Below are 26,030 nucleotides of genomic sequence, written 5' to 3' on the forward strand. Positions count from 1 at the left end.
CATAGGTTCTTGGTCTTTCTCAACGTTGAAGTCCGAATTTGAGTGGCACCTGCAAGTATTTTTCCACCGGGAAGTTTCCGTCCATGGCAGGAGCAAAACGCCACTGCCGGATGGCTTCCATGGCCGCATCGTCCAACACTTGATGTCCGCTACTTTTTTGAATCGTGACGTGATCTGGTATTCCATCCGTTCGCACGAGGATTTTGACGAGGACCGTGCCTTCCCATCCTTGCTCTTTCGCTAAGCGGGGGTAGACCGGACGAACTGAATGGCGAACGCGGATTTTGGCTAATCCGTTCCCACCGGATACCGGTGGAGTAGCCACCAGACGTCTTGAGCGAGTGGCTTGTGTCGTTGATGGCGCCGTATGGATTGCTTGAACGTGTGAAGATAACGCACGGGTCTGGGTTATTTTCGAGGCTTTCGTAGTCAGCATAGGTGAAGCTGAGGGAAGCGCTGCCTCAGTTGCGGTCGAACGTTTCACCATCTTGGTCGCGTGTTGAGCGAATAACGCATCCGCGGCCTTGGTATCTTTCAGCACTCGTGGTTTGTGAGATAGCTGCCGGTGGTCTTCTGCCGGAGGCGTCGGCTTGAATGCGACAGCAGGAGTGGTCATAAGTGGCTGAGCCTGACTCAGCGCGGGTGGCGAGGGAGTTGAAACGGGCTGTGAGGCGGTAGCACGAGAAGGCTGGCGCATAGGAGGTGGAGCGACCGGTTCTTGCGCGTCTTCGCTAGATGGAAGGGAGTCAGCCGGAACCTCAGCCGGCACAAGGGTCACCTGGACCAACTGAACGGTTTCCACTGGAGGCTCTGCCTGGTACCACATTTGAAGCCCCGCCAAGAGCCCTGCATGCAGGGTCAGAGAAGCCACCACGCAGAACAGCACCTTCCGCGATGTGAGGTCCGGTGGCATGAGGACTGTTGTTGTGCTCATGATTTGACTTTTTCGATCAATTTTTCAATGCGTTCATCCGTCCCGCCACGCTTCAAAAATTCTTCATATTGCCGCAAGGCTTTTTCCGTGTCCTTCTGGTGAAATTCATAAAAGACCCCAAGATTGTAATAGGCGTCGAGTAAATTCGGGTCCAATGAAATCGCTGTTTGATACGCCGTTTCGGCTTCTTCGAATCGTTTGAGGGACGCCAGCACGACACCTAAATTGAGATGGGCCTCTGGATTTTGAGGCGTCAGTTCAATGACTTTGGTGAAGTGTTCCGCGGCCTGCTGGCTGTTTCCTTGTTCCTGGTACAGAAATCCCAGGGCATAATGAGGCGCCAATGCGTTCCCGTCTATCGCGATGGCTTGTTCGTAGGCCTCGATCGCGGCGTTCTTCTGTTGCTGTCGCTCGGCGATTTCTCCTTGTAGCAGCCATCCGTCGAGGTGGTTCGGCTTGATTTTGTGTAATTGTCTCAGAAAATCTTGAGCTTGTGCCGACTCTCCGAGTCGATTCTGCCAGTAGGCGAGTTTGTACAGAATCTCCGGTTGACGAGGCTGGAGTTCCAAGGTTCGTGAGAGGGCGTGGATGGCTTTTTGAGGCTCCTGGGTCTGTTCATAAAGATGAGCTAATGCGAGCTGGGCTTCGTGAAAACGCGGGTATAATTCGAGCGCTTTCTTATAGGCTTGTTCCGCCTCCACCGTCTTTTGCTGATGGAGGAGAACCGTGCCGAGGTCCAAATGTGCACGTGCGAAGTTTGGATAATAGGAAACCGCTTGCTGCAAAGCTTCGATGGCTTTCTCTGGCTGCTTGAGCTCGGTGAAGTAGACGAGGCCGAGTAAATGGTGTGCCTCCGCGAAATGCGGGTATGCGCGAATCGCCGCCTGAAGAGATTGTACCGCCTGTTCGTACTGACCCTGTTGCATGAGTTTGTGCGCCTGATTAAAGCGGTTCAGTGCTTCGTCTGCGAACGTGGTGACGGGCGACAGGAGACAAATCAGGCATGCGAGAATCCCAAAGCGTCGAAGCAGGGAAACAGATGGATGCATAATCATGTGAACGGTACCCTTGGCAGAGAGCGGTGAATTAATGAGATTGTTTCAAGTCAAAATGTATCGGGATGTCGACCACGCTGCTCACGGCGAATTCGCCATTTTTCCCCGGTAGAAATTCCCACTGTTTCACGGTTTGTACGGCGCTATCGTCTAACGAAGAATGTCCGGAGCTTTTCTGGATTGTCGTCGTTAAGACTTTACCATGATCATCGATGGTCACGCGAAGTACGATCGTGCCTTCCCACCCCTGTTCCCTGGCAAAGCGTGGATAGGGGGGGCGCGGGGCGTGGATCGGTTTCACTGACGTGCGAACGCCTCTGATTTTTCCGGCCGGATCCATGACTGGTCGAGATGATCGAAGGTTCGGGCGTTGGATGCGTAGGGTGCGAGGAAGCGCAAGCGAGGGGTGGTCCAGAAATGAATGGAGCGAATCGATCTCCGGTGCGGGAAAATGGATTTGCCGCGGCTCACGTTTGATGGCGGTTCCTGGAACTTCGAACACATCCAGCATTTCAACGTCCTCATCTGCGGAATGTTGCGCCCGTGTTTGAGGGGCTTCCTGCCCTAAAAGGAAAAGAACGGCTGTAGCTATAACTGCGAGAATAAAGAGGTGTCGAGGCATGGCAGTATAGAATTTCGAGAAGCTGCCAGCGATGGTAACGTCTTAACGTGCCCGGTAGCCATACGATAATTTCAATGTTAGGAAAGGCTCTACGGAAGTGTCAAGAACAATGCTGAGCGGTCTCGATGCATACCGGAACGGAGTGCGACACGGGACGAGTCGTCCGATTCGTCCCGTGTCATGCCCATAGTCTTACCCTTCCGCCTGTTGTTTTTTACGTCGAAGATACCAAAGACCGGCAAATCCCATTCCAAAGAGTCCGAATGTCGAAGGTTCAGGAACGGGGGCGTGGTGATCGTGTTGAGATGGATGCACGTTCAGGTTCGTAAACGCGAGGCGTGCCGTGCCGGTGGTTGGACGTGGGTTTTCAAAGGTTGCCGAAAAGCGTGAGACGCCGCTCCAGGCGTTTGGGTCGAAATTGAACAGTCCGGTGCTGGTCACTTGAGCCTGTGGGCCGGCCATACTTCCCACATATGGAGTAAAGTATGTATTGATGTCTCCAAGCTCCAAGACTTCGAGGCTTTTGACATCGAATGGGGTGGTTGAGGTTGGGCCACCGAATGTAAAGTTCACGCCTTCCGAATCTCCAGCAATCACAATTCCATTCCCGAAGAGATGAAAGTGGCTTTCTGAGTCGAGGTTTTGGATAGCCGTGGCGAACGCATTATGCTCCGTATATTGAAAAATACGCGCTGCGTTAACCGCGCTCTGCTCTAGAATCGTTCCAGGTCCGGCTCCCGGGTTGGCAAAGTCAGTGTTGAACGTGATGTTGTGACTCATTGCCGGAGAGGAAGTCAGCAGAATGAGGGCTGAAATGAAGAGAGTCAGTCTTACCGATGGTGCCTGGTGACAACGACCCAACGTCATGATGTTCTCCTTTCCTGTCAAGGTTCGTACTGTATGTAAAAACGTGATTTCATTGATGGTTATGATAGGGCGAGATGTTGGGTTTTTCTACGTATGAATAGCAATATTTGCCAACCGATACTACAGTGGTCATTTATCGCGAAGTCTGTGAGCCATCGTCTGCTATACGAACCAGGGGATAGAATTCCCGATATTGTCTACCAATGCAAATCAACTATTTGTAACGTAATTCTCAGGATTCAAGGCTCATACGAACTCTTCCGATGTGATTCTTGGATTACGGAAGTCCTCGTTGAATCACCATCCAGACATGCGCTCTGGGTCTTCATAAATCTGAATGGGAGGATGATGATGTTCAGTTCATTGAGTGAGGCAGGAGGGACGGAAAAAGACGTCTATGTCATCGCGCGTTTGAATGATCGTGTTCAGCCGCTAGATCGTGGAAATCTCTATGAAGATCCACTTGACGAGGTCTTGAAGCAAGCCCGTGTCGGATCGGTGACTGGGGGAGGCACGCAACTCGGAGAGGATAATGAAGTAGTATTCTGTGATATCGAAATCCAAGTTACGGCATCATTAGATGACGCGACCCCGCTTATTTGTTCGACGCTTGAGAGCCTGGGAGCCCCCATCGGTTCAAAGCTGATTCTTGAATCTGAAGATCGTGAGGTTGAACTTGGTAAAACGGAGGGACTGGCCGTGTATTTAAATGGAGTGGATCTTCCGGATCATGTGTATCAAGAATGCGACTTTGACACGGTGTCTGATGAATTTACCCGGCTCTTAGGAGAAGAAGGAAAGATTCATAGCTATTGGCAAGGGCCAAAAGAGACCGCGCTGTACATGTATGGGCCTTCATTTCAAGAGATGAAACAGCGACTTGATGAGTTCCTGGTCTCGTATCCCCTATGTCAGCAGGCACGGGTCGAGCAAATTGCGGGATAATGAATTCGAGGTAAGAGCGAGCACATTCAAAAAACCTGTTCCCATCTTTCATGCTTTCATGTGGTGAGGAATCAGTCGCGGTGAAGGCTTTCGTTGTCGTACTCCTTGACGTTGCCATTCTTTTTCTTGTTGGCCTTCTAGCCGGTGGTCTGCTTTGGCAAAATGAGGTTATTCCCGCTTGGGCGATTCCCTGTTTTCTCCTGCCGGCTTCCTTATTTGTTGATTATTCCACTCGGCAAGAAACGCATTCATGGAAAATTCTGAAAATTTCGACATCACTTAGTGTGTTCGCTTGTATGCTGATCATTTATTTCGCCGGTGAATCAGAGGAAAACGTTCTTCTCGCGCTTGGAGTTATCTGTTTTGTCCCATTCGTGTTCGCACCTGAAATCCTCATGGTTCTGCTGGGAAAGGCCATTCTTGAATTAGAAGATTTGTGGAAGAAAAAAGTGCGACAATAAGCATGAAATAGGCCTTTCCTCATTCTTCTTTTGATTCCTGCCACTGTTCAGGTATACTAGAATTCTAAGCAAGTGTTTTTCATATCTTCTTAAGTAAATCCCTTAACATGTTCATTCAACTCCTCAATATCCTGTTTGGAAGTAAGAACGACCGAGAACTCAAGGCTCTCAAGCCTGCCGTAGACAAGATTAATGAGCTCGAGGCTTCGCTGACTCCTCTGTCGGATGAAGCCCTGGCCGATTACACGCAAAAATTTAAAAAACAACTCGAAGCGGGCGAGACGCTCGACGATATTCTTCCGGAGGCTTTTGCCGTCTGCCGGGAAATGTCTAAACGTCGCCTTGGCATGCGTCATTTTGACGTACAGCTGTTGGGGGGGATGATCCTCCACAAAGGGCGAATCGCTGAAATGAGAACCGGTGAAGGGAAAACGCTGGTTGCGACTTTGCCTGTCTATCTTAATGCGTTAGCTGGGAAGGGTGCGCACCTCGTCACGGTGAACGATTATTTGGCGAAACGTGACGCGCAGTGGATGGGACCGCTGTATCATAGCTTGGGCCTGTCTCTCGGCATCATACAGCACGATGCCTCGTTTCTTTTCGATCCGGCCTATGACGCCGCGGATAAGCGCCTGCAATATTTACGGCCCTGTTCAAGGCAAGAAGCGTATCAAGCGGACATTACCTACGGCACCAACAACGAATACGGGTTTGATTATCTGAGAGATAACCTGACGGTCACGGATTTGAGTCAGTATGTGCAACGGAAGCCGTTCTTTGCCATCGTGGACGAAGTCGACAGTATTTTAATCGATGAAGCCCGCACGCCGTTGATCATCTCAGGTCCCGCCGAAGCCAGCACGGATATGTACTACCGGATCAATAGCGTGATCCCGAAATTGCAGAAAGAAACTGATTACACCGTCGAGGAAAAAACCAAGACCGTGATGCTGACGGATGATGGGAATGCGAAGGTTGAGACACAGCTCGGAGTCGATAATCTGTATGACATGAAGCATTTGAGTCTCGTGCATCATGTCATCAAGGCGCTTCAAGCACACGTGCTGTACAAGCGTGATGTGGATTATGTCGTCAAAGATGGCGAAGTCGTCATCGTCGATGAATTTACCGGACGCCTGATGCCTGGACGCCGGTGGAGTGATGGTCTGCATCAAGCCGTTGAGGCCAAAGAGGGCGTCAAGATCGCGAACGAGAACCAGACGCTCGCCTCCGTGACGTTTCAAAACTTTTTCCGAATGTATGAAAAGTTGTCCGGGATGACGGGGACGGCCGACACGGAAGCCGCGGAATTCGCCAAGATTTATAACCTGGACGTGAACGTGATTCCTACGAACCGTCCCATGGTCCGTAAGGATTATCCGGATGTGGTGTTCCGGACCGAGAAAGAAAAATTTCATGCCATCGCCGATGAAATCAAGGAATATCACGATCGGGGGCAACCCGTGCTTGTCGGAACGATTTCGATCGAAAAGTCGGAACGTCTATCAACGCTCCTGAAACATCGCGGGATTCAGCACCATGTGTTGAATGCCAAGTTTCATGAAAAAGAGGCGGAGATCATCGCCCTGGCCGGCCAAAAAGGCGCGGTAACGCTGGCGACCAATATGGCAGGCCGCGGGACGGATATTTTGTTGGGCGGAAGCCCTGAGGCCCTGTTCAAACAGCAAGTGATCTACAAGGATGAAGGATTAACCGAAGAGCAGCAGTCGGCTGTGTTTGAAAAGATTAAAGCCGAATGCGACGCGAATAAAGAAGAGGTCCTGGCGCTGGGCGGCGTCCATATTGTCGGGACGGAGCGTCATGAAAGCCGACGTATCGACAACCAGCTTCGGGGACGAGCCGGCCGGCAAGGCGATCCGGGCTCTTCGCGCTTTTTCTTGTCGCTGGAAGACGATCTGATGCGAATTTTCGCGTCGGAACGCGTGTCGAATCTGATGCTCAAATTGGGGATGGAAGAGGGCGTGCCGATCGAACATAGGATGGTGAGTAAATCGATTGAAAATGCGCAGAAAAAAGTCGAGGCTCATAACTTTGAGATCAGGAAGCATTTGCTCGAATACGATGACGTGATGAACAAGCAACGAGAAGTGATCTATGAGCATCGAGCCATGGTTCTTGGAGCGGAAGATTTATCCGATGAAATCCAAGATATGATCACCGATACGATTGAATCCCTGGTCGAGACGTTTTGCCCGGAAGAACAATATGCGGAAGAGTGGGATCTTGATGGGTTTGTGGAACAAGCCCACAGCCAATTCGGCGTAGACTTTCTTCGTTCCGATGAGCTCAAAGAAATGGGGCGGGATGGGTTGAAAGAGGAAGTGCGTGAGCAAATTCAGCAAGCCTATAAAGACAAGGAAGCTCGCGCAGCGGAGGAACAAGGCGTCGCGCCTGAAATGTTCCGCTACCTGGAGAAAATGGTGTTGCTTCAAGTCATCGATCAACAGTGGAAAGATCATCTGCTGGGGATGGATCAGTTACGTGATGGCATCGGACTTCGAGGCTATGGACAGAAAGATCCACTGGCCGAATACAAGCGCGAAGGCTACGACATGTTTGCTGGAATGATGGCGCGGATCAAGGGTGAGACGTTGGAGCGCCTGTTTAAAGTCCAGCTTGTGCGAGGCGAGCGTCCTGAACCCATCGCGGAACCTCCCAGCGCCCCTGAGATGAGTTTCAATCGAGGTGAAGAATCAGCCCCTGTCCGTAAGACGGTTGTTCGAACCCAGGAAAAAGTCGGACGTAATGATCCATGTCCCTGCGGGAGTGGGAAAAAATACAAAAAATGTCACGGCCAATGATGTCCTGTTGAATCAGTAGATAGATACTTTTGTCCCTTCTAAATTCCTCCATTCGATAGCTCCCTGATTCGGTAAGCTACATCACATCTATACGGTCGAATGCTCGACTTGTCGGGAATGTGAGCCTTGCCTTCGTCTCCATCCATTCGTGTGTCTTGTTCCTTTTGCTTGACTTAATTGCTCATGCCCCGTATCGTACGGGGTCCATTTTTTTATCGACGATGATGTGTGCCTGAAGGAACAAGGGGTTCACTTTTTATTCTTCTTCGACGAATTATCGACGAAATATCTCAAGCTGGACCGATCACGTTTGCCCGTTTCATGGAACTCGCTTTATATGATGAACGTGAGGGCTATTATATGACCGCAGCCGTCGTCGATGGCGCACCATCACCAGCGGAGTCACGTATCGGCTGGTCAGGCGATTTTTTCACGGCTTCGGACGCGCATTGGCTACTGGGGCGGTGCCTGGAGAAACAGATCGATGAAATCGACGTGCTCTTAGGTCATCCCGTTCAGTTCACTGTGCTGGAAATGGGGCCGGGCAAAGGCTTGCTTGCCAGAGATGTCTTACAAGCTTGTCTTGAAAGCGAATCCGACTACTCTCAACGCTTACGGTACGTCCTGATTGAGCATAGCCCAATCATGAGGCAGGCCCAGGAAGAAAACCTTCGAGAGTTTGTGGAGAAAGGCTGGGCCATAGAATGGTTCGCATCGCTAGACGAACTCGCTCCTGAATCCGTGGAGGGGGTCATGGTTTCGAATGAGCTGGTCGACGCATTTCCCGTACATCGCGTCAAACTTGCCGAGCATGGACTGCGGGAAATTTTTGTTGATCATCAGGACGGTGAGCTGTTTGAGCGCCTGGGGGATGTCTCCACCACTGCTATTCCCGCCTATTTTGCCGGAATCCAAAATGAGTGGCCCGAAGGATACACAACAGAAGCGCATCTGGAATCTGAACGGTGGATGCAGGACGTGGCGAGAGTCTTGGGGCGAGGGTTTGTCCTGACGATCGACTATGGGCATACCGCTCAGGATTATTATGATGTATCACGGAAAGATGGAACCCTCTTGTGCTATCACAAGCATCGGGTGTCTTCTGATCCCTATGTACGGGTTGGGGCGCAAGATATGACGGCCCATGTGAATTTTTCAGCGCTGGCGAAACGCGGGTTAGAGGCTGGGTTACAGATTACCGGGTTTACAAATCTCATGAGTTTTCTGCTTGGGCTTAAAGCTGACCGAATGCTTGAAGCATTGGACCCTGAATCAGCGGAAATGCAGGCCGCTATACAATTTTTACGTCCTCAGAGTATGGGGCAAACATTCAAAGTCCTCATTCAACATACGCGGGTTGAGACGCCATCTCTTGCCGGTCTCACCTATCGACCATTTTTTGAGGGGGCTTTGCTTGGTCCGGGTTTGGAAAACTGACGATTTTTGTTTTTGGCGTGCCATGAGAGACGAATAGCGAGGTTTGAATCAATATATTGATAATCGTGTTTGCTGGAACTTGGCTGAGGTCATGTGAGTGAACGAGCAGGCCTGTCATTGGTTAGCGGATTAGTAGTCCTACTACATCCTGCTAAATCTTGCGAGGTGGATTATGGGCGGTGAAGCCGTTCCGATGAATTACATTCCCATCGTCATTTTCTCCGCATTAGGCGCGGCCTTTGGGATCGTTTCGCTGCTGGTTGGCATCGCCTTGCGCCCAAGCCGTCCCTACCGCGCCAAGTTACTCCCTTATGAAAGCGGGAGTCCCTTGTTCATGGACGCGCGAATTCAATTTCCCATGCGGTATTACATCATCGCCATGTTGTTCGTCATTTTTGATATCGAAACAGTTTTCTTGTTCCCATGGGCCGTCGCCTTCAAAGAGCTTGGACTCTTGGGCCTCATTGAAATGGGGGTTTTTATCGCGATTCTTGTCGTGGGCTTTTGGTACGTGTGGAAAAAAGGTGCGTTGGACTGGGATTAATAAAGTAGTCCATTAGGCCTAGCCAAAACAGACGTTCTCGAGATAGAATTGCCGGCTAACATGAACGGGTCTTTGACCGTTTCCCAAAGTCTTTATCACCATTTCCAGATTTCAGGGTAAGAGTCCTATACATGTCGAGATCGTCGAGAATTCTATGAGTTTTTTGGAACGACAGCTTGAACCGAATATTGTCACGACACAACTAGATTACTTTATCAGTTGGGCCCGGAAATCAGCGATTTGGCCGATGACTTTTGGCCTGGCCTGTTGCGCGATCGAGATGATCGCTTCAGTATCGTCGCGGTATGATATCGATCGATTCGGCGCCGGCGTGTTTCGGGCCTCCCCACGGCAGTCCGACTTGATGATCGTCGCGGGGACCGTATGTCGAAAGATGGCCCCAGTCATTCGCCGGATATACGATCAAATGCCCGAGCCTCGCTATGTCATTTCAATGGGCTCCTGTGCGACCTCTGGAAATCATTACAATAGCTATAGTGTCGTCCAGGGTGTTGATCAGATTGTTCCGGTTGATGTTTACATTGCCGGGTGTCCTCCACGTCCGGAAGCCCTCCTTGATGGGCTGATCAAGCTTCAGGAAAAAATCCAACGAGAGAAGGTGTTTGTCAAGTAAATTGATGGCTCGGTAGAGGCAAATTCACGTTTGAGTGAAATGATTCTTTAGTAAGGAACCCTGCTGACAGATCGAAATCATGCATCCCGTTCTTGAAACATTGCAACAACAGTTTCCGGCCGCTGTGGTGGCAGTTGGCGTTGATCCTCAACGTCACGAACTGTTCGCTCAGGTCAATCGTGAGGGATGGGGGGATGTGGCCCGCTTTCTTCATGATGACTCGTCCATGGCGTTTGACCATATGACGGATATCTGTTCCGCGGATTTCCCTGATGACGTTGAGCGTTTTGAGGTCATCTATCACTTTTTGTCTCTACCGCATGGGACGAGGATTCGGGTGAAGGTTCGCGTGCCAGAAGAAGATCCGGTAATCGTTTCGATCACGAGCATATGGAAGGGAGCTAACTTTCTCGAACGTGAAGTCTATGACCTCATGGGTATTCGATTCGATGGTCACCCGGACCTGAGACGGATTTTGATGCCAGAGGACTATGATGAAGGTTATCCGCTTCGTAAGGATTTTCCAGCTGAAGGAAAAGGGTGGCGTAGCACCATGGATTTCATTCCTCGTCTCGACGAGCCAGAGACCGAGTGGTCGGAGGACGAAGTGCCTTCCGATCAACGGCATCAATTCATGGCCGGGGATACGCCGGACGACTCAAAACGTACGACTGAAATGTTGTTGAACATGGGGCCGCAACATCCCAGTACGCATGGTGTGCTTCGGGTCGTGTTGGAGCTTGATGGCGAACGAGTCACGAAAGCCGTGCCGGACCTTGGATACTTGCATCGTGGCGTAGAGAAACTGGCTGAAGGGTTGCACTACATGCAAATCATTCCTCATACCGACCGGCTGGATTATGTCTGTGCCATGACGAACAATTATGCCTATGTCCGGGCTGTCGAAAAGTTGATTGGCATTTCGATTCCAGAACGGGCTGAATACGTTCGCACGATCGTCGCGGAGATGCAGCGGATCGTTGGGCACCTCTTTTGGTTGGGGACGCAAGCGTTGGATATTGGAGCCATGACGGTATTTTTCTTCACGTTCCGTGAACGGGAAGTTCTGTTGGATTTGTTCGAAAAACTGTGCGGAGCGCGCATGACGTTGAATTATTTTCGTTTTGGAGGGGTGAACAGCGATCTGACTCCGGAAATAATTGCCGGGCTGAAAGCATTCTTGAAGACCTTTCCCGAACATATTGATGAATATGATACGCTCCTCAAGGAAAATCGTATATGGCTGGCGCGGACCAAAGGCGTGGCAGTCATTTCCGGAGAAGATGCGATCAATTTCGGACTGACGGGTCCACCGCTTCGTGGGTCTGGAGTCTCGTATGATGTGAGAAAATTAGAACCGTATGGAGTCTATGACCGGGTGGAATGGGAAGTTCCGGTCGGTAAGAACGGGGATACATACGATCGCTATTGGATCCGGGTTGAAGAAATGCGTCAGAGCGCACGAATTATCGAACAATGTTTGGAGCAACTGCCGGAAGGCCCGATCATTGCTGAAGACTCCAGAGTTATTCCTCCTCCCAAGCCTGAAGTCATGCGGGATATGCAGAGCCTGATTCATCATTTCATCATTTTTACACATGGATTTAAGCCTCCAAAGGGTGAAACCTACTGCGCCACCGAGGTGCCGAAAGGCGAACTGGGATTTTTCCTGATCAGTGACGGGAGCCCAAGGCCCTATCGCATGAAGATTCGAGCGCCGTCCTTCGTTCACATGGGGGCGTTTGATTATATGTCCCGGGGATATCTGATTTCGGATATTATCACCATCTTTGGGACCTATGACGTCGTGATGGGTGAATGTGATCGATAGCCACACCTGTGAAAGAAAGAAGCTGGAACCTGGGTTTCAGCATACGGCGGGATTGTCATGATTTTTGACAAACTTCAAAACGAAGTCGATGAGCTGTTGTCGCGTTATCCGGTCAAGCGGTCAGCTTTGTTGCCGCTTCTCTATCTCGCGCAACGAGAAGAGGGCTATGTGAGTGAACCGGCGATGAAAGAAATAGCCACCATCCTTGAGCTGACGCCTTCTCAAGTTTACGAAACCGTGACGTTTTATTCGATGTACAACCTGAAACCGATTGGCAAGTTTCATGTGCAGGTTTGTCGATCTCTCATGTGCGCCTTGGTCGGATCGGATAATCTTGTCGAGTGGATTCAAAAAAAACTCAATATTTCGACTGGCCAAACGACGGAGGATGGCGACTTCACTCTGAGTGTCGTCGAATGTCTTGGGTCGTGCGGGACAGGTCCTATGATGCAAGTGAATGATGATTATTATGAAGGCTTGAATGAAGAAAAAATGGGTAAAATTTTTGATGATCTGAAGAAAACGGGAGTGAGCTCGATGAAGAGCGGCCCGTTCATGTTTCCTCAGGTGACCAAATAATGGAAACGAATAACGGAGCGGAGGACTCGTCATCTAGGGCTATGGCCATGTGGCTTTTTCCCCTTGCCTCGAGTCTGACGCTTCACGTTTAGCGTTGTCGTGTTATGGCGAATTACGAAAAAATTCTATTCAAAAATATGGAACAGCCCGGATACACTGGCTCACTTCAAGACTATGAACGGTGTGGCGGGTATCAAGCCTTGCGGAAAGTGTTCGGAGGAGTCTCTTCTGATCAAATTATCGATGCCGTCAAGAAATCTGGGCTTCGAGGGCGAGGCGGGGCAGGATTTCCGACGGGTGTGAAGTGGGGGTTTATCCCAAAAGATCACCCCGGTCCGAAATACTTATGCTGCAATGCAGATGAGAGTGAACCGGGAACGTTTAAAGATCGCCAGCTCATGGAGCGAGATCCTCATCAAGTGTTGGAAGGCATGGCCATCACGTGCTACACCATCGGAGCAGAAACGGCCTATATCTACATACGGGGAGAGTTCTGGCTGGGAGCGCAGGTGCTAGAGCGTGCGATCAATGAGGCTCGCGAATCTGGCTACCTCGGGAGCAATGTGTTGGGAAGCGGAAAAACCGTCAATATTCATGTACACCGTGGCGCGGGTGCCTATATTTGCGGGGAAGAAACCGCGTTGTTGGAATCGTTGGAAGGGAAGCGTGGCAAGCCCCGGTATAAACCGCCATTTCCCGCGACGAATGGTCTCTACCAAAAGCCGACAGTCGTCAATAATGTTGAAACACTCTCCAATATTCCCCATATCATCAATCGCGGTGCAGAATGGTTTGCCTCGATCGGTATGCCTCCCAAGAGTTCAGGGACCAGGATTTTCTGTTTGAGCGGGCATATCAAACGACCTGGCAATTATGAGATTCCTATGGGCGTGACGTTTCGAGAAATGATTTATGAGGTCGGGGGAGGGATGCGGGGCGAGAAGCCTCTCAAGGCCTTTATTCCTGGTGGTGCATCGGCTCCATTTCTGACACCTGAACATTTAGATGTCAAGATGGACTTTGAGTCAGTGGCGATGGCGGGATCGATGTTAGGTTCCGGTGGCATTACCGTGATGGAGGAAGGCACGAGCATGGTCTGGGCTGCGCTGAGACTCATGGAGTTTTTCTACCATGAATCGTGCGGGAAATGTACTCCATGCCGTGAAGGAAGCTCATGGTTGGTTCAAATATTACAGCGGATTTGGCGTCGCGAAGGGCGATGGTCGGACCTTGACCTGCTTACGGATCTTTGCAAGAACATCGAAGGCCGAACCGTCTGTGCGTTCGGGGATGCTGAAGTCTCTCCGATCGTGAGTACGGTACGCTATTGGCGATCCGAGTATGAAGAGCTTATTCGCGAGGCTGACGCTGTCAGGCCGGTTAAGCAGGAAATTCCAATCGTCAGCCACGTATAGGTCAGACTGCTATGAGTGAGACATCTACAACTGACATGGTCACAGTCACGATCGATGATGTAACGACTAAAGTCCCCAAAGGCACGCTCGTGATCGAAGCCGCTCACCAAGTCGGTGTGATGATTCCCCACTTCTGTTATCATCCAAAACTTTCGCCTGATGCGAATTGTCGGATGTGTTTGGTTGAAATCGAAAAAATGCCACGATTGCAGACGTCGTGCAGCACACCGGTGTCCGAGGGGATGGTGGTGCGTTCGTCGGTCGCCACGGTGGATGAAGCTCGCAAGTCGGTCCTGGATTTCATCCTGGCGAATCATCCTCTTGACTGTCCGGTTTGTGACCAAGGCGGGCGCTGCGACCTCCAAGATTTCTCGCATGAATATACCGCGAGCGGCACCAAATTCGTTGAGCTGAAGCGAGTCTTTCAAAAAGAATACTTCAGCCCTGTGATTGAGACGCAGATGAACCGCTGCGTGCAATGTTTGCGCTGCGTGCGATATTGCGATCAGGTGATGGATGTACGGGCTTTGGCGCCGGTTGGCCGCGGGACCATGACAGAGATCAAGGCCTTCGGTGCGCATGAACTCGACTGCGAATTTTGCGGTGGGTGTGTCCAGATTTGTCCTGTGGGTGCAATCACCAGTCGATTGTCGATGTACGAGTTTCGTCCGTGGATGCTCAAGCGCACGGACTCCGTCTGCGGCTATTGCGGAGATGGTTGTCAGCTCACGTTCCAAGCCAAGAATAATGATCTCATCGAAGTGAACTCGACCCTTGGAGCCGGACGAAACAATGGGGATCTCTGTGCCCGCGGGTATTTCGGCTATCATGCCAATGTGCAGGAAGACCGTTTGATGTCTCCGCTCGTTCGTCGAAATGGAGAATGGGAAGAAGTTCCGTGGGAAGAAGCGTTAACGGTGGTCGCCCAACAGTTCATGGAGATTAAAGCTACGCATGGTCCCGACGCCATTGGCGGCTTGATCACCGCCCGCTGCACGAATGAGGATCTCTATCTCTTCCAAAAGTTTATGCGAGGAGTCATCGGGACCAATCAACTTGATAGCAGCGTTCGTTTCGGGCATATCAATGCGGTGCAGGCGCTTCGACGGGTTCAGGGAACCTATCGCTGGACGGTTCAATTTGAAGATATTCTTGACGCAGACACGGTATTGCTGGTTGGGACCAACATTACAGAGACCAACCCAGTGACAGGCCTCAAGGTCAAAGAGGCTGTGAAACGCCGCGGAACAAATTTAATCACTGTTGAAACTCTGGAACCTGCCGTCGGCACGATTAGTAATATCACACTTTTGGCGACGCATCACTTACCCGTATCCCCTCACCGATTTGGCGTTGCTGTTCTAGGCTTGCTGAAAGCGATTATCGATGAGTCATGCGTTGACGATGAGCTTTTGAAGGAAGCGCCTGAATATGTCCAGTCTGTCACAGACTCTGTGGGGCTGATCGGTTGGAAGGAGATTGAGCGTCACACAGGGCTTTCTGAGTCATCGTTCCGAGAAACGGCTCAGACATTGGCGAAAGGGAAGCGCGTGGTGGCCCTGGTCGGGCAAGGCGCACTTCGCGCACCTGATGGCTATGGGACTATGATGAACCTGTTAGACCTGTACTTACTCACGGGGCAATTGAGTCGTCCGGGTTGTGGCGTGGCGCCGCTTACCGAGGAAAATAACGAGCAAGGCGCGATTGAAGCGGGAGCGGTCGCAGAATTTTTGCCTGGTGTTGTGGATCTCGACTTTGAACCGGTCCTGAGCAGTCTCGAGTCGGCATGGGGGCAACCGGTTGCGTCCGGACCGGGGCGTTCGTTATTAGAGATGCTGGATGCGGCAAAGGCCGGTCAATTAAAAGCGATGTTCGTGGTAGGGGAAAACCCGATCGCCTCGCTTCCTCCAGACTCTGGAGCGCAGGAGGCCTTGACGAACCTTGATTTCCTGGTCTGCCAAGAGTTGTTCATGACGGAAACCGCGAAACTCGCCGATGTGGTCTTACCGGCTTGTTCCTATACTGAAAAAGATGGAACGTTTACGAATACCGAAGGTCACATGCAAGCTGTCCGGAAGGCCATTGAACCATTGGGGGAGAGCCGTCCGGATTGGGAAATTGTGTCTGCTCTCTCCGTCATGATGGACCAGCCGCTGGAGTATGAGAGCGTCAAGGATCTGGGTAAAGAAATGCGCAATATGATTCCCGGAACCAGGACATTGGGGCCTTCACCGCTTCCCCCACATCCGTCTTCCGAGGTAAGAACGCAGTATCTTCAAGGCGGATACCGGCAAGATATGCAACGACGATATCATCTTCCCGTTACGGCCGAGACCGATGCGTTTGTCTTGAATCTTGGACAATCGATTTTTCATTCCGGGAAATTTTCCACTCGCGCCAAAGGCTTACTCGATATTCAACGGGAAGGCATCTTGAACATGAACCCTCGAGACGCTGAGTCGTTGGGGATTGAATGCGGGACTCACGTGCGCATATCCAACGCACGTGGACAAATCACGGTCAAAGTAAAATTGCTCGATCGTATCCCACAGGGTATCGTGTTTTTTCCCGAACATTTCGATCAAGAAGTGCGACGCCTCATCACCCTGTCCGTCGACCCTGTGACGAAGGTGCCTTATTGTAAGCAGGCCTTCGTGCAAATAGAGAAAGTGTCTTAGCCCGTATGCTTAGATACGCGTATTCCTGAGATGGCTGGTATGTTTCATGTTCACTCTTTTTTAACCCTGGAGTTATCTCGTGTTTGACTTCGGTATAAAGTTCGCTCTGACGTTAAGCCAAATTGGTGCCGTCATGGGCATTGTCTTACTGACAGTGGCTATTTTGACGTTATTGGAGCGGAAAGTCTTGAGTTGGATGCAGGATCGAATGGGGCCGATGGAAGTGGGGCCTTACGGAATTCTGCAGCCTGTGGCTGATGGGCTCAAGCTCTTTTTTAAGGAAGACATCATCCCAGCGGGTGCCAATAAGTTTCTGTTTATGATGGCCCCGGTCTTATCGCTGGTGCCGGCATTGATCGGGTTTGCGGTAATCCCGTTCGGTCCAGATTGGACGATTCAAGTTTTTGATGTGGAGTTTAAGCCGTTCGTCATCAGCGATATCAACATCGGGATTCTGTACATTCTGGCGTTCACCTCGATTGGCGCGTATGGGATCATCTTGGGCGGATGGTCCTCAAACAGCAAATATTCGTTATTGGGGGGGCTGCGTTCGGCGGCACAGCTGATCAGTTATGAATTGAACGTTGGGCTTTCGATCGTCGGCGTGCTCTTGCTGACCGGATCGCTCAGCATGGTTCAAATCACCGAGGCGCAGGCTGGCGGGTTTTGGAATTGGTTTTTCTTTGCCTTGCCCTTTCCTCAGGCTATAGCCTTTGGAGTGTTCCTCATTTCGGCCGTGGCGGAAACCAATCGAGTTCCGTTCGACCTTCCGGAAGCGGAAAGCGAGCTCGTCGCCGGATTCTTTACAGAGTATAGCGGTATGCGATTCGCCTTTTTCTTCCTGGCCGAATATGCCAACATGATTCTGGTTTCCTGCGTGGCGTCGGTGCTGTTTTTTGGCGGATGGCAGGCGCCTTTTCCATTCCTGCAGGGCACCGGTTCGTTCGTGTGGGTGTCTGGGATTTTCTGGTTTACGTTAAAGGTTTATGCCTTTTTGTTTTTCTTTTTCTGGATTCGTGCAACGTTGCCACGGTTACGGTATGACCAACTCATGCGTTTTGGCTGGAAAGTCTTGTTGCCTATCGCGATAGGTAATATCGTCGTCACATCGATCTTTGCGTATCTCTTTCCGGGTTCATAAACGCTGATAGGGGTTGTTATGCAGTTTAAAAAGTGGATCAAAACATTGATATTCTATGAAATTTTGATGGGTATGAAAGCGACGATGTCGCACCTGTTGCGGTATCGACCGATCACGATTCAGTACCCACATGAAAAAAAACCGCTGCCCGAGAATTATCGAGGCATGCTGGCCTTGCTCAAATACGATGATGAGACGGAAAAATGCGTGGGGTGTGATCTGTGCGAGGCGGCCTGTCCTTCACGCGTCATTCGCGTCGTGAGCGCCGAGGTTCCCGGTCAGCCCACGAAGCGGTATTCGAAAGAATATTATATGGATATGACCCATTGTCTGTTTTGCGGGCTCTGTGTCCAGGCATGCCCGGTCGATGCGTTAGGCATGACGCGGGAGTTCGAATGGGCGGTGTATGACAAACGGGACCTTCATCTGAACAAGCAGCAATTGTTGGCCATTGGAGACCGGGCGTTTCCTGTACGAGAAAAACGAATCGAGTTCCAGCATCCGAACGTCGCACATTTCAACGTGGCTTTTCAAAATCTTCCGCCAAAGGAAAACTGAGCTGTGTATTATGATGTCCTGAGGTTGGACGGACGTCTTCTCGAATTCATGCGAATATGGCAAGTCTAGTTTTCTTTTATTTCGCCGGCATCATTCTCTTAACAGCGACATTGGTCGTGTCTCTGCGCAATCCCGTGTATTGCGCCTTGTCGCTTCTGGTGATGTTTTTCCATGTGGCGGGTCTGTACGTGACGCTCCATGCTGAATTTTTGGCGGCGGTCCAAATCATTGTCTATGCGGGGGCGATTCTCGTGTTGTATCTGTTTGTCGTGATGCTGCTGAATGTGAAACGCGAGGAGCGTTTGCATCGTCAGAGTTCGGTGGCCCTGTTTTTGGGGATGACCCTTCTGACAGAAGCCCTTTTGTTGGTGTTTCAGAGCGAGGGCCCTGTTTTTCCGGCTACTGTCGCGACGGGGCAGGAAAGCCAGCTCACCGGCAATACGGAATCGATCGGACAAGTCTTATATTCAACCTATTTATTTCCCTTTGAAGTGGCCTCATTGATTTTACTCGTCGCGATGGTTGGCGCCGTGATCCTCTCGAAAAAAGGGATTTTGGATTTGAAGTCCTGATGGCCGTTCCGATTAGCTACTATGTCGTGTTAAGCGGGTTGATGTTTCTGATCGGCTTGGTCGGGGTGTTAACGCGCCGCAATATCATCATTATCTTACTGTCGATCGAATTGATGTTGAATGCGACAAACATCAATTTTGTTGCGTTCTCCTCTTACCTGGGTAACCTATCCGGCCAAGTCTTTGTGTTCTTCACCTTGACCGTGGCGGCGGCAGAAGTGGCGGTTGGTTTGGCGATCATTATCGCGCTCTATCGACACACGACCAATATCAATGTGGATAATTTCCGGCTTTTGAAGTGGTGAGTCCATGCTGTATGTCTTGATCCCTCTTCTCCCGCTCTTGGCCTTCGTCAGTATCGGACTCTTCGGCCATTATTTCAGGGGGCGAAGCCATTTCGTCGCTGTCCCTGCGGTCGTCACGTCCTTTCTCCTCTCCCTTGTCGCATTTTCAGAAGTCGCCAATGGGAATATCATCCATATTCCACTCTACACGTGGGCGACCTCCGGTGATCTTTCGATTACATTAGGGCTGTACCTTGACCAGTTGACTGTCGTGATGCTGCTCTTGGTCACGATCGTCAGCTCCCTGGTGCATATTTATACGATTGGCTATATGCATGGTGAACCAGCGTATGATCGGTTCTTTAGTAATATTGCCCTCTTCACTTTTTCGATGTTGATGCTGGTGATGTCCGATAACTTCCTGCAACTCTTCGTATTCTGGGAAGCGGTCGGTCTGTGTTCGTATCTCCTGATTGGTCATTGGTACGAGCGTCAATCGGCACGAGCGGCCGCGACCAAAGCCTTCGTGGTCAATCGAATCGGCGATTTTGGTTTTGTCCTGGCGATCTTGTTTGTGTTTGTGATGTTTGGGAGTCTGTCGTATCAACAAGTCTTCGAGGCCGCTCCGAAGATCACGAACGCGACGGTCAATCTCCTGGGATCCGTGGGGGGAAATTGGGATGTATCGGCTCTGACTCTGATCTGCCTTCTGCTGTTCGTGGGAGCCATAGGAAAGTCAGCGCAGGTACCCTTGCACGTGTGGCTGCCTGACGCTATGGAAGGACCGACTCCGATTTCGGCCTTAATCCATGCAGCGACGATGGTGACGGCTGGGGTCTTCATGGTCGCTCGGTTGTCTCCTTTGTACGATTTATCACCGGTTGCGATGAGTGTAGTCGCCGTGGTGGGAGGCGCGACGATGGTGATCGGCGCCACGATCGCTCTGACCCAAACCGATATCAAGCGAGTCGTGGCCTATTCAACGATGAGTCAACTTGGATACATGATCATGGCTTGCGGTCTCGGGGGATATGCGGAAGGCATCTATCATTTACTCACACATGGGGCCTTTAAAGCGTTACTTTTTTTAGGCTGTGGGTCTGTGATCATTGCCCTGCACCATGAACAAGATATGCGTCGTATGGGCGGCCTTAAGGATAAATTGCCCATTACATATTGGACGTTTGTTGTTGGCGCACTTGCCTTGTCGGGTTTTCCTTTTACAGCCGGTTGGTTTAGTAAAGATCACCTGCTTATCGCGGCATGGATGTCCGGTCCATTAGGGCAAGTCTTGGCGGGACTCGGAATCTTTACGGCATTGCTCACGGCATTTTATAGCTTTCGATTGGTTTTTGTGACATTTTGGGGAGAGTCTCGAGTTGATCCGCGTCATGCTGATCATGTTCATGAGCCATCTTCCGCCATGACATATCCACTGATGGTGCTTGCGGTATTGAGTGTCCTGGCTGGATACATAGGAATCCCTGAATTTCTCCAGCCGGTATTCGCTGGTGGCGTTGAGCATCATGGGGGGGCGGCGACTGGCGTGAAGATTTTCGCGACATTGGCTGGGTTTTTGGGGATTGCGGCGGCCTATTTTGTGTATGTGCAATCACCAGGGCTTCCTGAACGTTTAGCGACCCAATGGCAGTCCTTGTATCAGTTTTCCTTGAACAAATGGTATGTGGACGAAGCGTATGATAAGAGCATTGTTAATCCGACATTTCGGATTGCAGATCAGATGTGGAAGCATGTCGATGTCGGGGTGATCGACGGGGCGGTGAATGGTTTGGCGCGAGGTGTGGCCTGGGGAGGATGGGTGACGCGCTTGCTCCAGAGTGGCGAAACACAGAATTATGCCCTTGCCATGACCGTCGGGGCTGTGACAATTCTTGGTGTGTATTTGTTCTACTGAAATTCAATGCAGCGTGAGCGACCACAGATTGAGAACATTCAGCGTGCGGCAGGAATAGAGTTTCCACCCTTTATCATCGTTCGTTAATGCTCGTATGACCGAACTGGCCATTCCATCAGGCGGATTTCCCTGGCTGACCTTGATCATTGTGTTACCGATCCTCGGGGTTGGCGCGATCTTTCTCGCGAAAGAATCGGCTGCGAAGCACATCGCGTTGGGGTTCGCAGGATTCGTGTTCTTGATGTCGCTTCCTCTGTGGTGGCTATTCAACAATGCCGATGCCGGCATGCAGTTTGTCGAACGGCATCAGTGGATTGCCACGCCTTCGGTTCAATACGCCCTGGGAATCGATGGCATTAGCATGCCGCTCGTGTTACTTACGACCTTTCTTACGCCCCTGTGTATTCTGGTGTCTTGGTCGGCGATACAGGTTCGCGTCCGGGAGTTTATGATTAGCCTGCTGATCATGGAAACGGCGACGGTCGGTGTCTTTTGTGCTTTGGATTTCGTCTTGTTCTATGTGTTTTGGGAGACGATGCTCATTCCAATGTATCTCTTGATCGGAGTCTGGGGAGGGCCGAATCGTGTGTACGCGGCCATGAAGTTCTTTCTCTATACCCTAGCCGGCAGCATCCTCCTCCTTGTGGCTATCTTAGTGTTGTTTTTTCAAGGTGGTCAGACCTTCGATATTTTGGCGCTCAGCCAAGCGCAGTATACGCCCAACTTGCAAGCCTGGATTTTCTGGGCGTTCTTCGCGGCCTTTGCGGTTAAGGTGCCGATGTTTCCCTTTCATACCTGGTTGCCGGATGCACATGTAGAAGCGCCGACGGCCGGGAGCATCATTCTCGCGAGCGTGCTCCTGAAAATGGGGACGTACGGATTTCTCCGTTTTTCGCTCCCGATGTTGCCGGACGCGACGGAATATTTCACGCCTATCGTCATGACGCTTTCCGTCATTGCCATTATCTACGGTGCGTATATGGCCCTGGCACAGGCCGACCTTAAAAAGTTGATCGCCTATTCCAGCGTGAGCCATATGGGGTTCGTCACCTTAGGTATTTTTGCGCTCAATGTGCAGGGTATCGAAGGGGCGATTCTTCAGATGGTGAATCATGGTATCACCACGGGCGCGCTCTTTATGTGCGTCGGGATCATTTACGAACGAACGCATAGCCGGCAAATAACTGATAACTCGGGTCTCGCCACGCCCATGCCAAAATACGCCACATTTTTCGTTATTTTTGGACTTTCCTCAGTAGGACTGCCGGGTATGAACAGTTTTGTCGGGGAATTTCTGGTCCTGATCGGGACATTCATCTGGAGTAAACTGGCTGCGACATTGGCTGCGTTGGGCATTATTCTGGCGGCTGCCTACATTTTATATATGCTTCAACGTGTGGTGTACGGAACTCAGGATGAACGCATGTCTGCCAAACTCTACGATCTCAATGCTCGTGAGTTTGGAATGCTGGTCCCATTCGTGGTTCTGGTGTTCTGGATAGGCCTCTATCCCAAGCCATTACTCGATGTGATGCATGCGAGCGTTGACCGGCTTGTGCAAAGGCAAGCCGAAGTCATGACGGTAGAGTCGAGTCAAACACCTCCACGGGACCGATTGTCTTCGATTGTTGCGAGTTATGCCCCATGACGCCTTCCCTTGTTGATCTTGGTGTGATCCTGCCTGAGCTTTTGATCATAGGCGCGGCCTGTCTTCTGCTCGTTCTGGATCCCATCACCCCTCCAGCGAAGAAAGATGCCCTTGCCTGGATGAGTCTTGGCATGTTGGTTCTCTGTTCCATCGTGACCCTGAGCGGCTTTGATCAACGAGTCACGGCGTTTAGTGAGTTGGTCGTCGTCGATCCCTATTCCACCTTCTGGAAGCTGCTGCTGTACCTCATCAGTGGGCTTACGATTCTTCTGTCAATGACCTACTTAAAAGAAGAGCATATCGATCTGGCTGAATATTATGGCTTTATCCTGCTTTCGTTGGCTGGGATGATGATCATGGTGTCGGGGGCCGATCTTCTCACGATGTATCTTGGCATCGAACTGATGTCGATTTCTTTGTATATCATGGCTGGGTTTAAGCGTTTCGAAGCGAAATCCATAGAGGCCTCCGCCAAGTATTTCATATTAGGATCGTTCTCGTCAGGGATTCTTTTGTACGGTATTTCATTGCTTTACGGGATTTCAGGGAGCACGAAGTTGACTGATATCTCTGAGGCCATCAATGGTCGAGGGTTTGATGATCCTCTGGTTCTCATGGCCACCACATTATTGATGGTCGGGTTTGGCTTTAAAGTGTCTGCCGTACCATTTCATATGTGGACACCTGATGTATATCAAGGAGCACCCACATCTGTGACGGCTTACATAGCTGTCGCGTCCAAGGCCGCCAGCTTCGCGGCTTTTCTGAGGGTCCTCCTCGAAGGATTTGGCGGGGCCAAGCCGAATTGGCATGGCATGATCATCGTCGTGTGCCTGATGACCATCGCGCTGGGCAATCTTGTCGCGATCGTCCAGACCAACGTAAAACGGATGCTGGCCTATTCCAGCATTGCCCATGCCGGATACGCCTTGATTGGGGTTGTCGTGGCTGGCTCTGTGGCCAATGGTGATCCGATCGCTTCGCAGGGAGTTTCAAGCCTCATGCTCTATTTAGTCTTCTATTCGTTCATGACGCTCGGTGCCTTCGCGATCGTGGGGATTTTACGACGAGGTGGTCTGGAGGGAGAAGAGCTCGAGGACTTTACCGGACTCGCGAAGCGTCACAAGGGCGCGGCATTTCTTATGATGATTTTTATGGTATCGCTGGCCGGTATTCCTCCCACCGCCGGCTTCATGGGGAAATTCTACCTCTTTATGGCTGCGGTCAATGCTGGCATGGCTTGGATCACGGTGATCGGCCTGATTTTTGCCGCTATTTCTGCGTTTTTCTATCTGCGCGTCGTCATGGTCATGTACATGCGTGATCCCTCAGACGAGCAAGAACGTCATACTCATCTGGCGTTTTCGCCGACAACTTCGGTTGTTCTGGCTTGTGCGATTGCCGGGGTATTGTTATTGGGAATATTTCCCGGACCTCTTGCCTCTGTCACTACGTCTGCCGTGATTCCTCACCCGTAAGACAGCAGTCGGATAGCGATGGGTGAAAGCTGGATTTGACTGTCCTTATTCGTACTCTTCTGACAGCATTTCTTCGTCAATGTTCCGGATTTGTAAGGCTCGGCCACTGCTGTCTGTATAGGCTTCAATCCAGTCTCCGATGTGTGCAGGTCGGTCGATTGTCGTCTCTTGATCGAGCGGTAGGCGTATGTCGTGTTGTCCCGTATTCTGCAGAACGTAGGCTGCCCCTTCGATTTTTTTTACTTGGCCTGTGATCGTCTGAGATGAAGGCCAGGAAAGAAACAGCAATTGGTGCTTAGCTTGTTCGGCTCTCGATCCGACGACGATGCCTTTCCCAAGATTCTCTTGCGCATTGGGACTACTGTGGGAAGCCGTTGAGCATCCGTAACTCAAGAGACTGATCAGAATATACCCGAGAAGCACATTTGTGAACTGCAACAACATATTCCTCCTCCATGTAAGATTCACTGTGAATGGATGCCTTTGTCTGACTGTGGTATAGAAGTTCCGCTTAGTTTTTATTGTCGCAGATAAACTGCGTTAGGTGTAGGGTTGCCATTTTCCTGTGCGTCAGACGGCATGAATTGGAATGAAGGGAGCTATCTCTCTGAAAGATTCAAGTAGGATTGGTGCGATGAAATGAGGAGTTCGTGGCTGCATGAGCCGGGCTTCAGACCTCTCATGTCCAGTAATGACGTTTTTGATCGGTCTTCTTGGTGTTGTGTTCTCTGAGCAGACGGCTGGCTTCGTTATGTTTAAGATCAGTGGCCAAGCTTTCGGGAGTAAAGCCGTCATGATCCCGGATTGAGGTATCCGCGCCATGATCGAGAAGTATCCGGATGACATTGATATGTCCAAATTGAGCGGCAGAATGAAGAGGGGTCAAACCCAGCGCATTTTGGGATGAAATGTGAGCCCCATGGTTGATCAAGAGATGGGCCATTTGACCATGACCTTCCTGGGAAGAGAGGTGAAGAGGCGTCCACCCATTGACGGTTGTCGCATCAATGTTTGCACTGTACGTGATGAGTGTATGGGCGATGTTGAGATGATTATGCTGTGCTGCCATGTGTAAAGGAGAGAATTCGTTTTTCTGATTATTCGGTCGTGCACCCTGTTCAAGCAAGAGTTTTACCAAGTCTTCATGGCCTTCTTGTACGGCGAGATGCAATGGCGTCCAGTGATCTTGATAGACGGCATGAATGTCGGCGCCATTTTCTATGAGAAGTCTCGCTAATGTGATGTTCCCATGTTGAGCGGCAAAATGTAAGGGGGTGGCTCCTTGTTTGGTTTTTGCGTTGATGTCTGCGCCCTGTTTCAGGAGTGTTTGGACTATTTGCATGTCTGGAGGCATGCTTGGTTCGGGCAGAGATGAAGGCTGGCTTGGAGCATGGAATCGAAATACGAGGATGGCCAGGGCGACGGCAAGAAAGACGATTCGGTAGTTAAATTTTGGCATCGTGAGCTCAGAAAACATCGTTGGACGTTCTGAAAGATAGTCTGCCAAACAACAGGGGTGATCTGATGAGTTGGCGTATACGAGCAATCTTCGCGAGCTGCTGAATCTATCATCATCCTGAAGACATCATGATGACGCAATTCCCCATAAG

At 50.8% G+C, this 26,030-nt stretch carries 23 protein-coding genes and 1 pseudogene; 18 read left to right on the forward strand and 6 right to left on the reverse strand.

Features of this window, described 5'->3' with window-relative positions; genetic code table 11:
- Positions 1-19 precede the first annotated feature (19 nt).
- The 4 genes from MRJ96_10395 to MRJ96_10410 all read right to left on the reverse strand — a co-directional run bounded on the left by MRJ96_10395 (position 20) and on the right by MRJ96_10410 (position 3,478).
- Complete coding sequence (locus MRJ96_10395; GenBank protein MDR4501848.1) at positions 20-934, reverse strand: TonB family protein; 915 nt, start codon at positions 932-934, stop codon at positions 20-22.
- A complete protein-coding gene (locus tag MRJ96_10400) occupies positions 931-1,989 on the reverse strand; it encodes a tetratricopeptide repeat protein (protein ID MDR4501849.1) in 1,059 nt (352 codons plus the stop codon). Before MRJ96_10400 ends, MRJ96_10395 begins: the two co-directional genes overlap by 4 nt.
- 31 nt (positions 1,990-2,020) lie before the next feature.
- Positions 2,021-2,611 carry an energy transducer TonB gene (locus tag MRJ96_10405; protein ID MDR4501850.1) on the reverse strand — a complete coding sequence of 197 codons (591 nt, stop codon included), beginning with the start codon at positions 2,609-2,611 and terminating at the stop codon, positions 2,021-2,023.
- A 192-nt stretch (positions 2,612-2,803) separates the two neighbouring features.
- Positions 2,804-3,478 carry a PEP-CTERM sorting domain-containing protein gene (locus MRJ96_10410; GenBank protein ID MDR4501851.1) on the reverse strand — a complete coding sequence of 225 codons (675 nt, stop codon included), beginning with the start codon at positions 3,476-3,478 and terminating at the stop codon, positions 2,804-2,806.
- Positions 3,479-3,823: 345 nt separating this feature from the next.
- On the opposite strand from MRJ96_10410, the gene MRJ96_10415 reads away from it, so the two are divergent.
- The 18 genes and pseudogenes from MRJ96_10415 to MRJ96_10500 all read left to right on the forward strand — a co-directional run bounded on the left by MRJ96_10415 (position 3,824) and on the right by MRJ96_10500 (position 24,420).
- Entirely contained in the window at positions 3,824-4,423 is a 600-nt protein-coding gene (locus MRJ96_10415; protein ID MDR4501852.1) for a hypothetical protein, read from the forward strand.
- Positions 4,424-4,503: 80 nt separating this feature from the next.
- Positions 4,504-4,884 (forward strand): hypothetical protein, encoded by a 381-nt coding sequence (locus MRJ96_10420; protein ID MDR4501853.1) that lies wholly within the window; start codon positions 4,504-4,506, stop codon positions 4,882-4,884.
- A 107-nt stretch (positions 4,885-4,991) separates the two neighbouring features.
- A pseudogene (secA, locus tag MRJ96_10425) lies at positions 4,992-7,487 on the forward strand (preprotein translocase subunit SecA).
- A gap of 87 nt (positions 7,488-7,574) precedes the next feature.
- On the forward strand, positions 7,575-7,706 hold the full coding sequence (locus MRJ96_10430) for an SEC-C domain-containing protein (protein ID MDR4501854.1): 132 nt from the start codon (positions 7,575-7,577) through the stop codon (positions 7,704-7,706).
- A gap of 228 nt (positions 7,707-7,934) precedes the next feature.
- Positions 7,935-9,143 (forward strand): SAM-dependent methyltransferase, encoded by a 1,209-nt coding sequence (locus MRJ96_10435; protein ID MDR4501855.1) that lies wholly within the window; start codon positions 7,935-7,937, stop codon positions 9,141-9,143.
- Between the two features lie 172 nt (positions 9,144-9,315).
- Positions 9,316-9,687 carry an NADH-quinone oxidoreductase subunit A gene (ndhC, locus tag MRJ96_10440; GenBank protein ID MDR4501856.1) on the forward strand — a complete coding sequence of 124 codons (372 nt, stop codon included), beginning with the start codon at positions 9,316-9,318 and terminating at the stop codon, positions 9,685-9,687.
- A gap of 154 nt (positions 9,688-9,841) precedes the next feature.
- Positions 9,842-10,321 carry an NADH-quinone oxidoreductase subunit B gene (locus MRJ96_10445; protein MDR4501857.1) on the forward strand — a complete coding sequence of 160 codons (480 nt, stop codon included), beginning with the start codon at positions 9,842-9,844 and terminating at the stop codon, positions 10,319-10,321.
- Positions 10,322-10,400: 79 nt separating this feature from the next.
- Positions 10,401-12,152, forward strand: a complete 1,752-nt coding sequence (nuoD, locus tag MRJ96_10450; protein ID MDR4501858.1) for an NADH dehydrogenase (quinone) subunit D — start codon at positions 10,401-10,403, stop codon at positions 12,150-12,152.
- A gap of 57 nt (positions 12,153-12,209) precedes the next feature.
- Entirely contained in the window at positions 12,210-12,731 is a 522-nt protein-coding gene (gene nuoE, locus MRJ96_10455) for an NADH-quinone oxidoreductase subunit NuoE (protein ID MDR4501859.1), read from the forward strand.
- Between the two features lie 104 nt (positions 12,732-12,835).
- Positions 12,836-14,146, forward strand: a complete 1,311-nt coding sequence (nuoF, locus tag MRJ96_10460) for an NADH-quinone oxidoreductase subunit NuoF (protein ID MDR4501860.1) — start codon at positions 12,836-12,838, stop codon at positions 14,144-14,146.
- Positions 14,147-14,157: 11 nt separating this feature from the next.
- Entirely contained in the window at positions 14,158-16,824 is a 2,667-nt protein-coding gene (gene nuoG / locus MRJ96_10465) for an NADH-quinone oxidoreductase subunit NuoG (GenBank protein MDR4501861.1), read from the forward strand.
- A 79-nt stretch (positions 16,825-16,903) separates the two neighbouring features.
- Positions 16,904-17,965, forward strand: a complete 1,062-nt coding sequence (gene nuoH / locus MRJ96_10470; protein ID MDR4501862.1) for an NADH-quinone oxidoreductase subunit NuoH — start codon at positions 16,904-16,906, stop codon at positions 17,963-17,965.
- 18 nt (positions 17,966-17,983) lie between these two features.
- On the forward strand, positions 17,984-18,523 hold the full coding sequence (nuoI, locus tag MRJ96_10475; GenBank protein MDR4501863.1) for an NADH-quinone oxidoreductase subunit NuoI: 540 nt from the start codon (positions 17,984-17,986) through the stop codon (positions 18,521-18,523).
- A 56-nt stretch (positions 18,524-18,579) separates the two neighbouring features.
- On the forward strand, positions 18,580-19,095 hold the full coding sequence (locus MRJ96_10480; protein MDR4501864.1) for an NADH-quinone oxidoreductase subunit J: 516 nt from the start codon (positions 18,580-18,582) through the stop codon (positions 19,093-19,095).
- On the forward strand, positions 19,095-19,400 hold the full coding sequence (nuoK, locus tag MRJ96_10485) for an NADH-quinone oxidoreductase subunit NuoK (protein MDR4501865.1): 306 nt from the start codon (positions 19,095-19,097) through the stop codon (positions 19,398-19,400). Before MRJ96_10480 ends, nuoK begins: the two co-directional genes overlap by 1 nt.
- Before the next feature lie 4 nt (positions 19,401-19,404).
- On the forward strand, positions 19,405-21,294 hold the full coding sequence (gene nuoL, locus MRJ96_10490; protein MDR4501866.1) for an NADH-quinone oxidoreductase subunit L: 1,890 nt from the start codon (positions 19,405-19,407) through the stop codon (positions 21,292-21,294).
- A gap of 94 nt (positions 21,295-21,388) precedes the next feature.
- Complete coding sequence (locus tag MRJ96_10495; protein MDR4501867.1) at positions 21,389-22,942, forward strand: NADH-quinone oxidoreductase subunit M; 1,554 nt, start codon at positions 21,389-21,391, stop codon at positions 22,940-22,942.
- Positions 22,939-24,420, forward strand: a complete 1,482-nt coding sequence (locus tag MRJ96_10500) for an NADH-quinone oxidoreductase subunit N (GenBank protein ID MDR4501868.1) — start codon at positions 22,939-22,941, stop codon at positions 24,418-24,420. Before MRJ96_10495 ends, MRJ96_10500 begins: the two co-directional genes overlap by 4 nt.
- 45 nt (positions 24,421-24,465) lie before the next feature.
- On the opposite strand, the gene MRJ96_10505 is transcribed toward MRJ96_10500, so the two are convergent.
- Both MRJ96_10505 and MRJ96_10510 read right to left on the reverse strand, forming a co-directional pair.
- Entirely contained in the window at positions 24,466-24,864 is a 399-nt protein-coding gene (locus tag MRJ96_10505; GenBank protein MDR4501869.1) for a hypothetical protein, read from the reverse strand.
- A gap of 235 nt (positions 24,865-25,099) precedes the next feature.
- Complete coding sequence (locus MRJ96_10510; GenBank protein ID MDR4501870.1) at positions 25,100-25,879, reverse strand: ankyrin repeat domain-containing protein; 780 nt, start codon at positions 25,877-25,879, stop codon at positions 25,100-25,102.
- Between the last annotated feature and the right edge of the window lie 151 nt (positions 25,880-26,030).

The sequence above is a fragment of the Nitrospirales bacterium genome, assembly GCA_031315865.1.
Lineage (GTDB): Bacteria > Nitrospirota > Nitrospiria > Nitrospirales > UBA8639 > JAGQKC01.

Coding starts and splice junctions, on each gene's coding strand:
- MRJ96_10445 (MDR4501857.1), top strand. CDS start 9,842: ATGAGTTTTTTGGAACGACAGCTTGAACCGAATATTGTCACGACACAA.
- nuoD (MDR4501858.1), top strand. CDS start 10,401: ATGCATCCCGTTCTTGAAACATTGCAACAACAGTTTCCGGCCGCTGTG.
- nuoI (MDR4501863.1), top strand. CDS start 17,984: ATGCAGTTTAAAAAGTGGATCAAAACATTGATATTCTATGAAATTTTG.
- MRJ96_10410 (MDR4501851.1), bottom strand. CDS start 3,478: ATGACGTTGGGTCGTTGTCACCAGGCACCATCGGTAAGACTGACTCTC.
- MRJ96_10480 (MDR4501864.1), top strand. CDS start 18,580: ATGGCAAGTCTAGTTTTCTTTTATTTCGCCGGCATCATTCTCTTAACA.
- nuoL (MDR4501866.1), top strand. CDS start 19,405: ATGCTGTATGTCTTGATCCCTCTTCTCCCGCTCTTGGCCTTCGTCAGT.
- MRJ96_10495 (MDR4501867.1), top strand. CDS start 21,389: ATGACCGAACTGGCCATTCCATCAGGCGGATTTCCCTGGCTGACCTTG.
- nuoK (MDR4501865.1), top strand. CDS start 19,095: ATGGCCGTTCCGATTAGCTACTATGTCGTGTTAAGCGGGTTGATGTTT.
- nuoF (MDR4501860.1), top strand. CDS start 12,836: ATGGCGAATTACGAAAAAATTCTATTCAAAAATATGGAACAGCCCGGA.
- ndhC (MDR4501856.1), top strand. CDS start 9,316: ATGGGCGGTGAAGCCGTTCCGATGAATTACATTCCCATCGTCATTTTC.
- MRJ96_10430 (MDR4501854.1), top strand. CDS start 7,575: ATGAGTTTCAATCGAGGTGAAGAATCAGCCCCTGTCCGTAAGACGGTT.
- nuoG (MDR4501861.1), top strand. CDS start 14,158: ATGAGTGAGACATCTACAACTGACATGGTCACAGTCACGATCGATGAT.
- MRJ96_10500 (MDR4501868.1), top strand. CDS start 22,939: ATGACGCCTTCCCTTGTTGATCTTGGTGTGATCCTGCCTGAGCTTTTG.
- MRJ96_10505 (MDR4501869.1), bottom strand. CDS start 24,864: ATGTTGTTGCAGTTCACAAATGTGCTTCTCGGGTATATTCTGATCAGT.
- MRJ96_10395 (MDR4501848.1), bottom strand. CDS start 934: ATGAGCACAACAACAGTCCTCATGCCACCGGACCTCACATCGCGGAAG.
- MRJ96_10510 (MDR4501870.1), bottom strand. CDS start 25,879: ATGCCAAAATTTAACTACCGAATCGTCTTTCTTGCCGTCGCCCTGGCC.
- MRJ96_10400 (MDR4501849.1), bottom strand. CDS start 1,989: ATGATTATGCATCCATCTGTTTCCCTGCTTCGACGCTTTGGGATTCTC.
- MRJ96_10415 (MDR4501852.1), top strand. CDS start 3,824: ATGATGATGTTCAGTTCATTGAGTGAGGCAGGAGGGACGGAAAAAGAC.
- nuoE (MDR4501859.1), top strand. CDS start 12,210: ATGATTTTTGACAAACTTCAAAACGAAGTCGATGAGCTGTTGTCGCGT.
- MRJ96_10405 (MDR4501850.1), bottom strand. CDS start 2,611: ATGCCTCGACACCTCTTTATTCTCGCAGTTATAGCTACAGCCGTTCTT.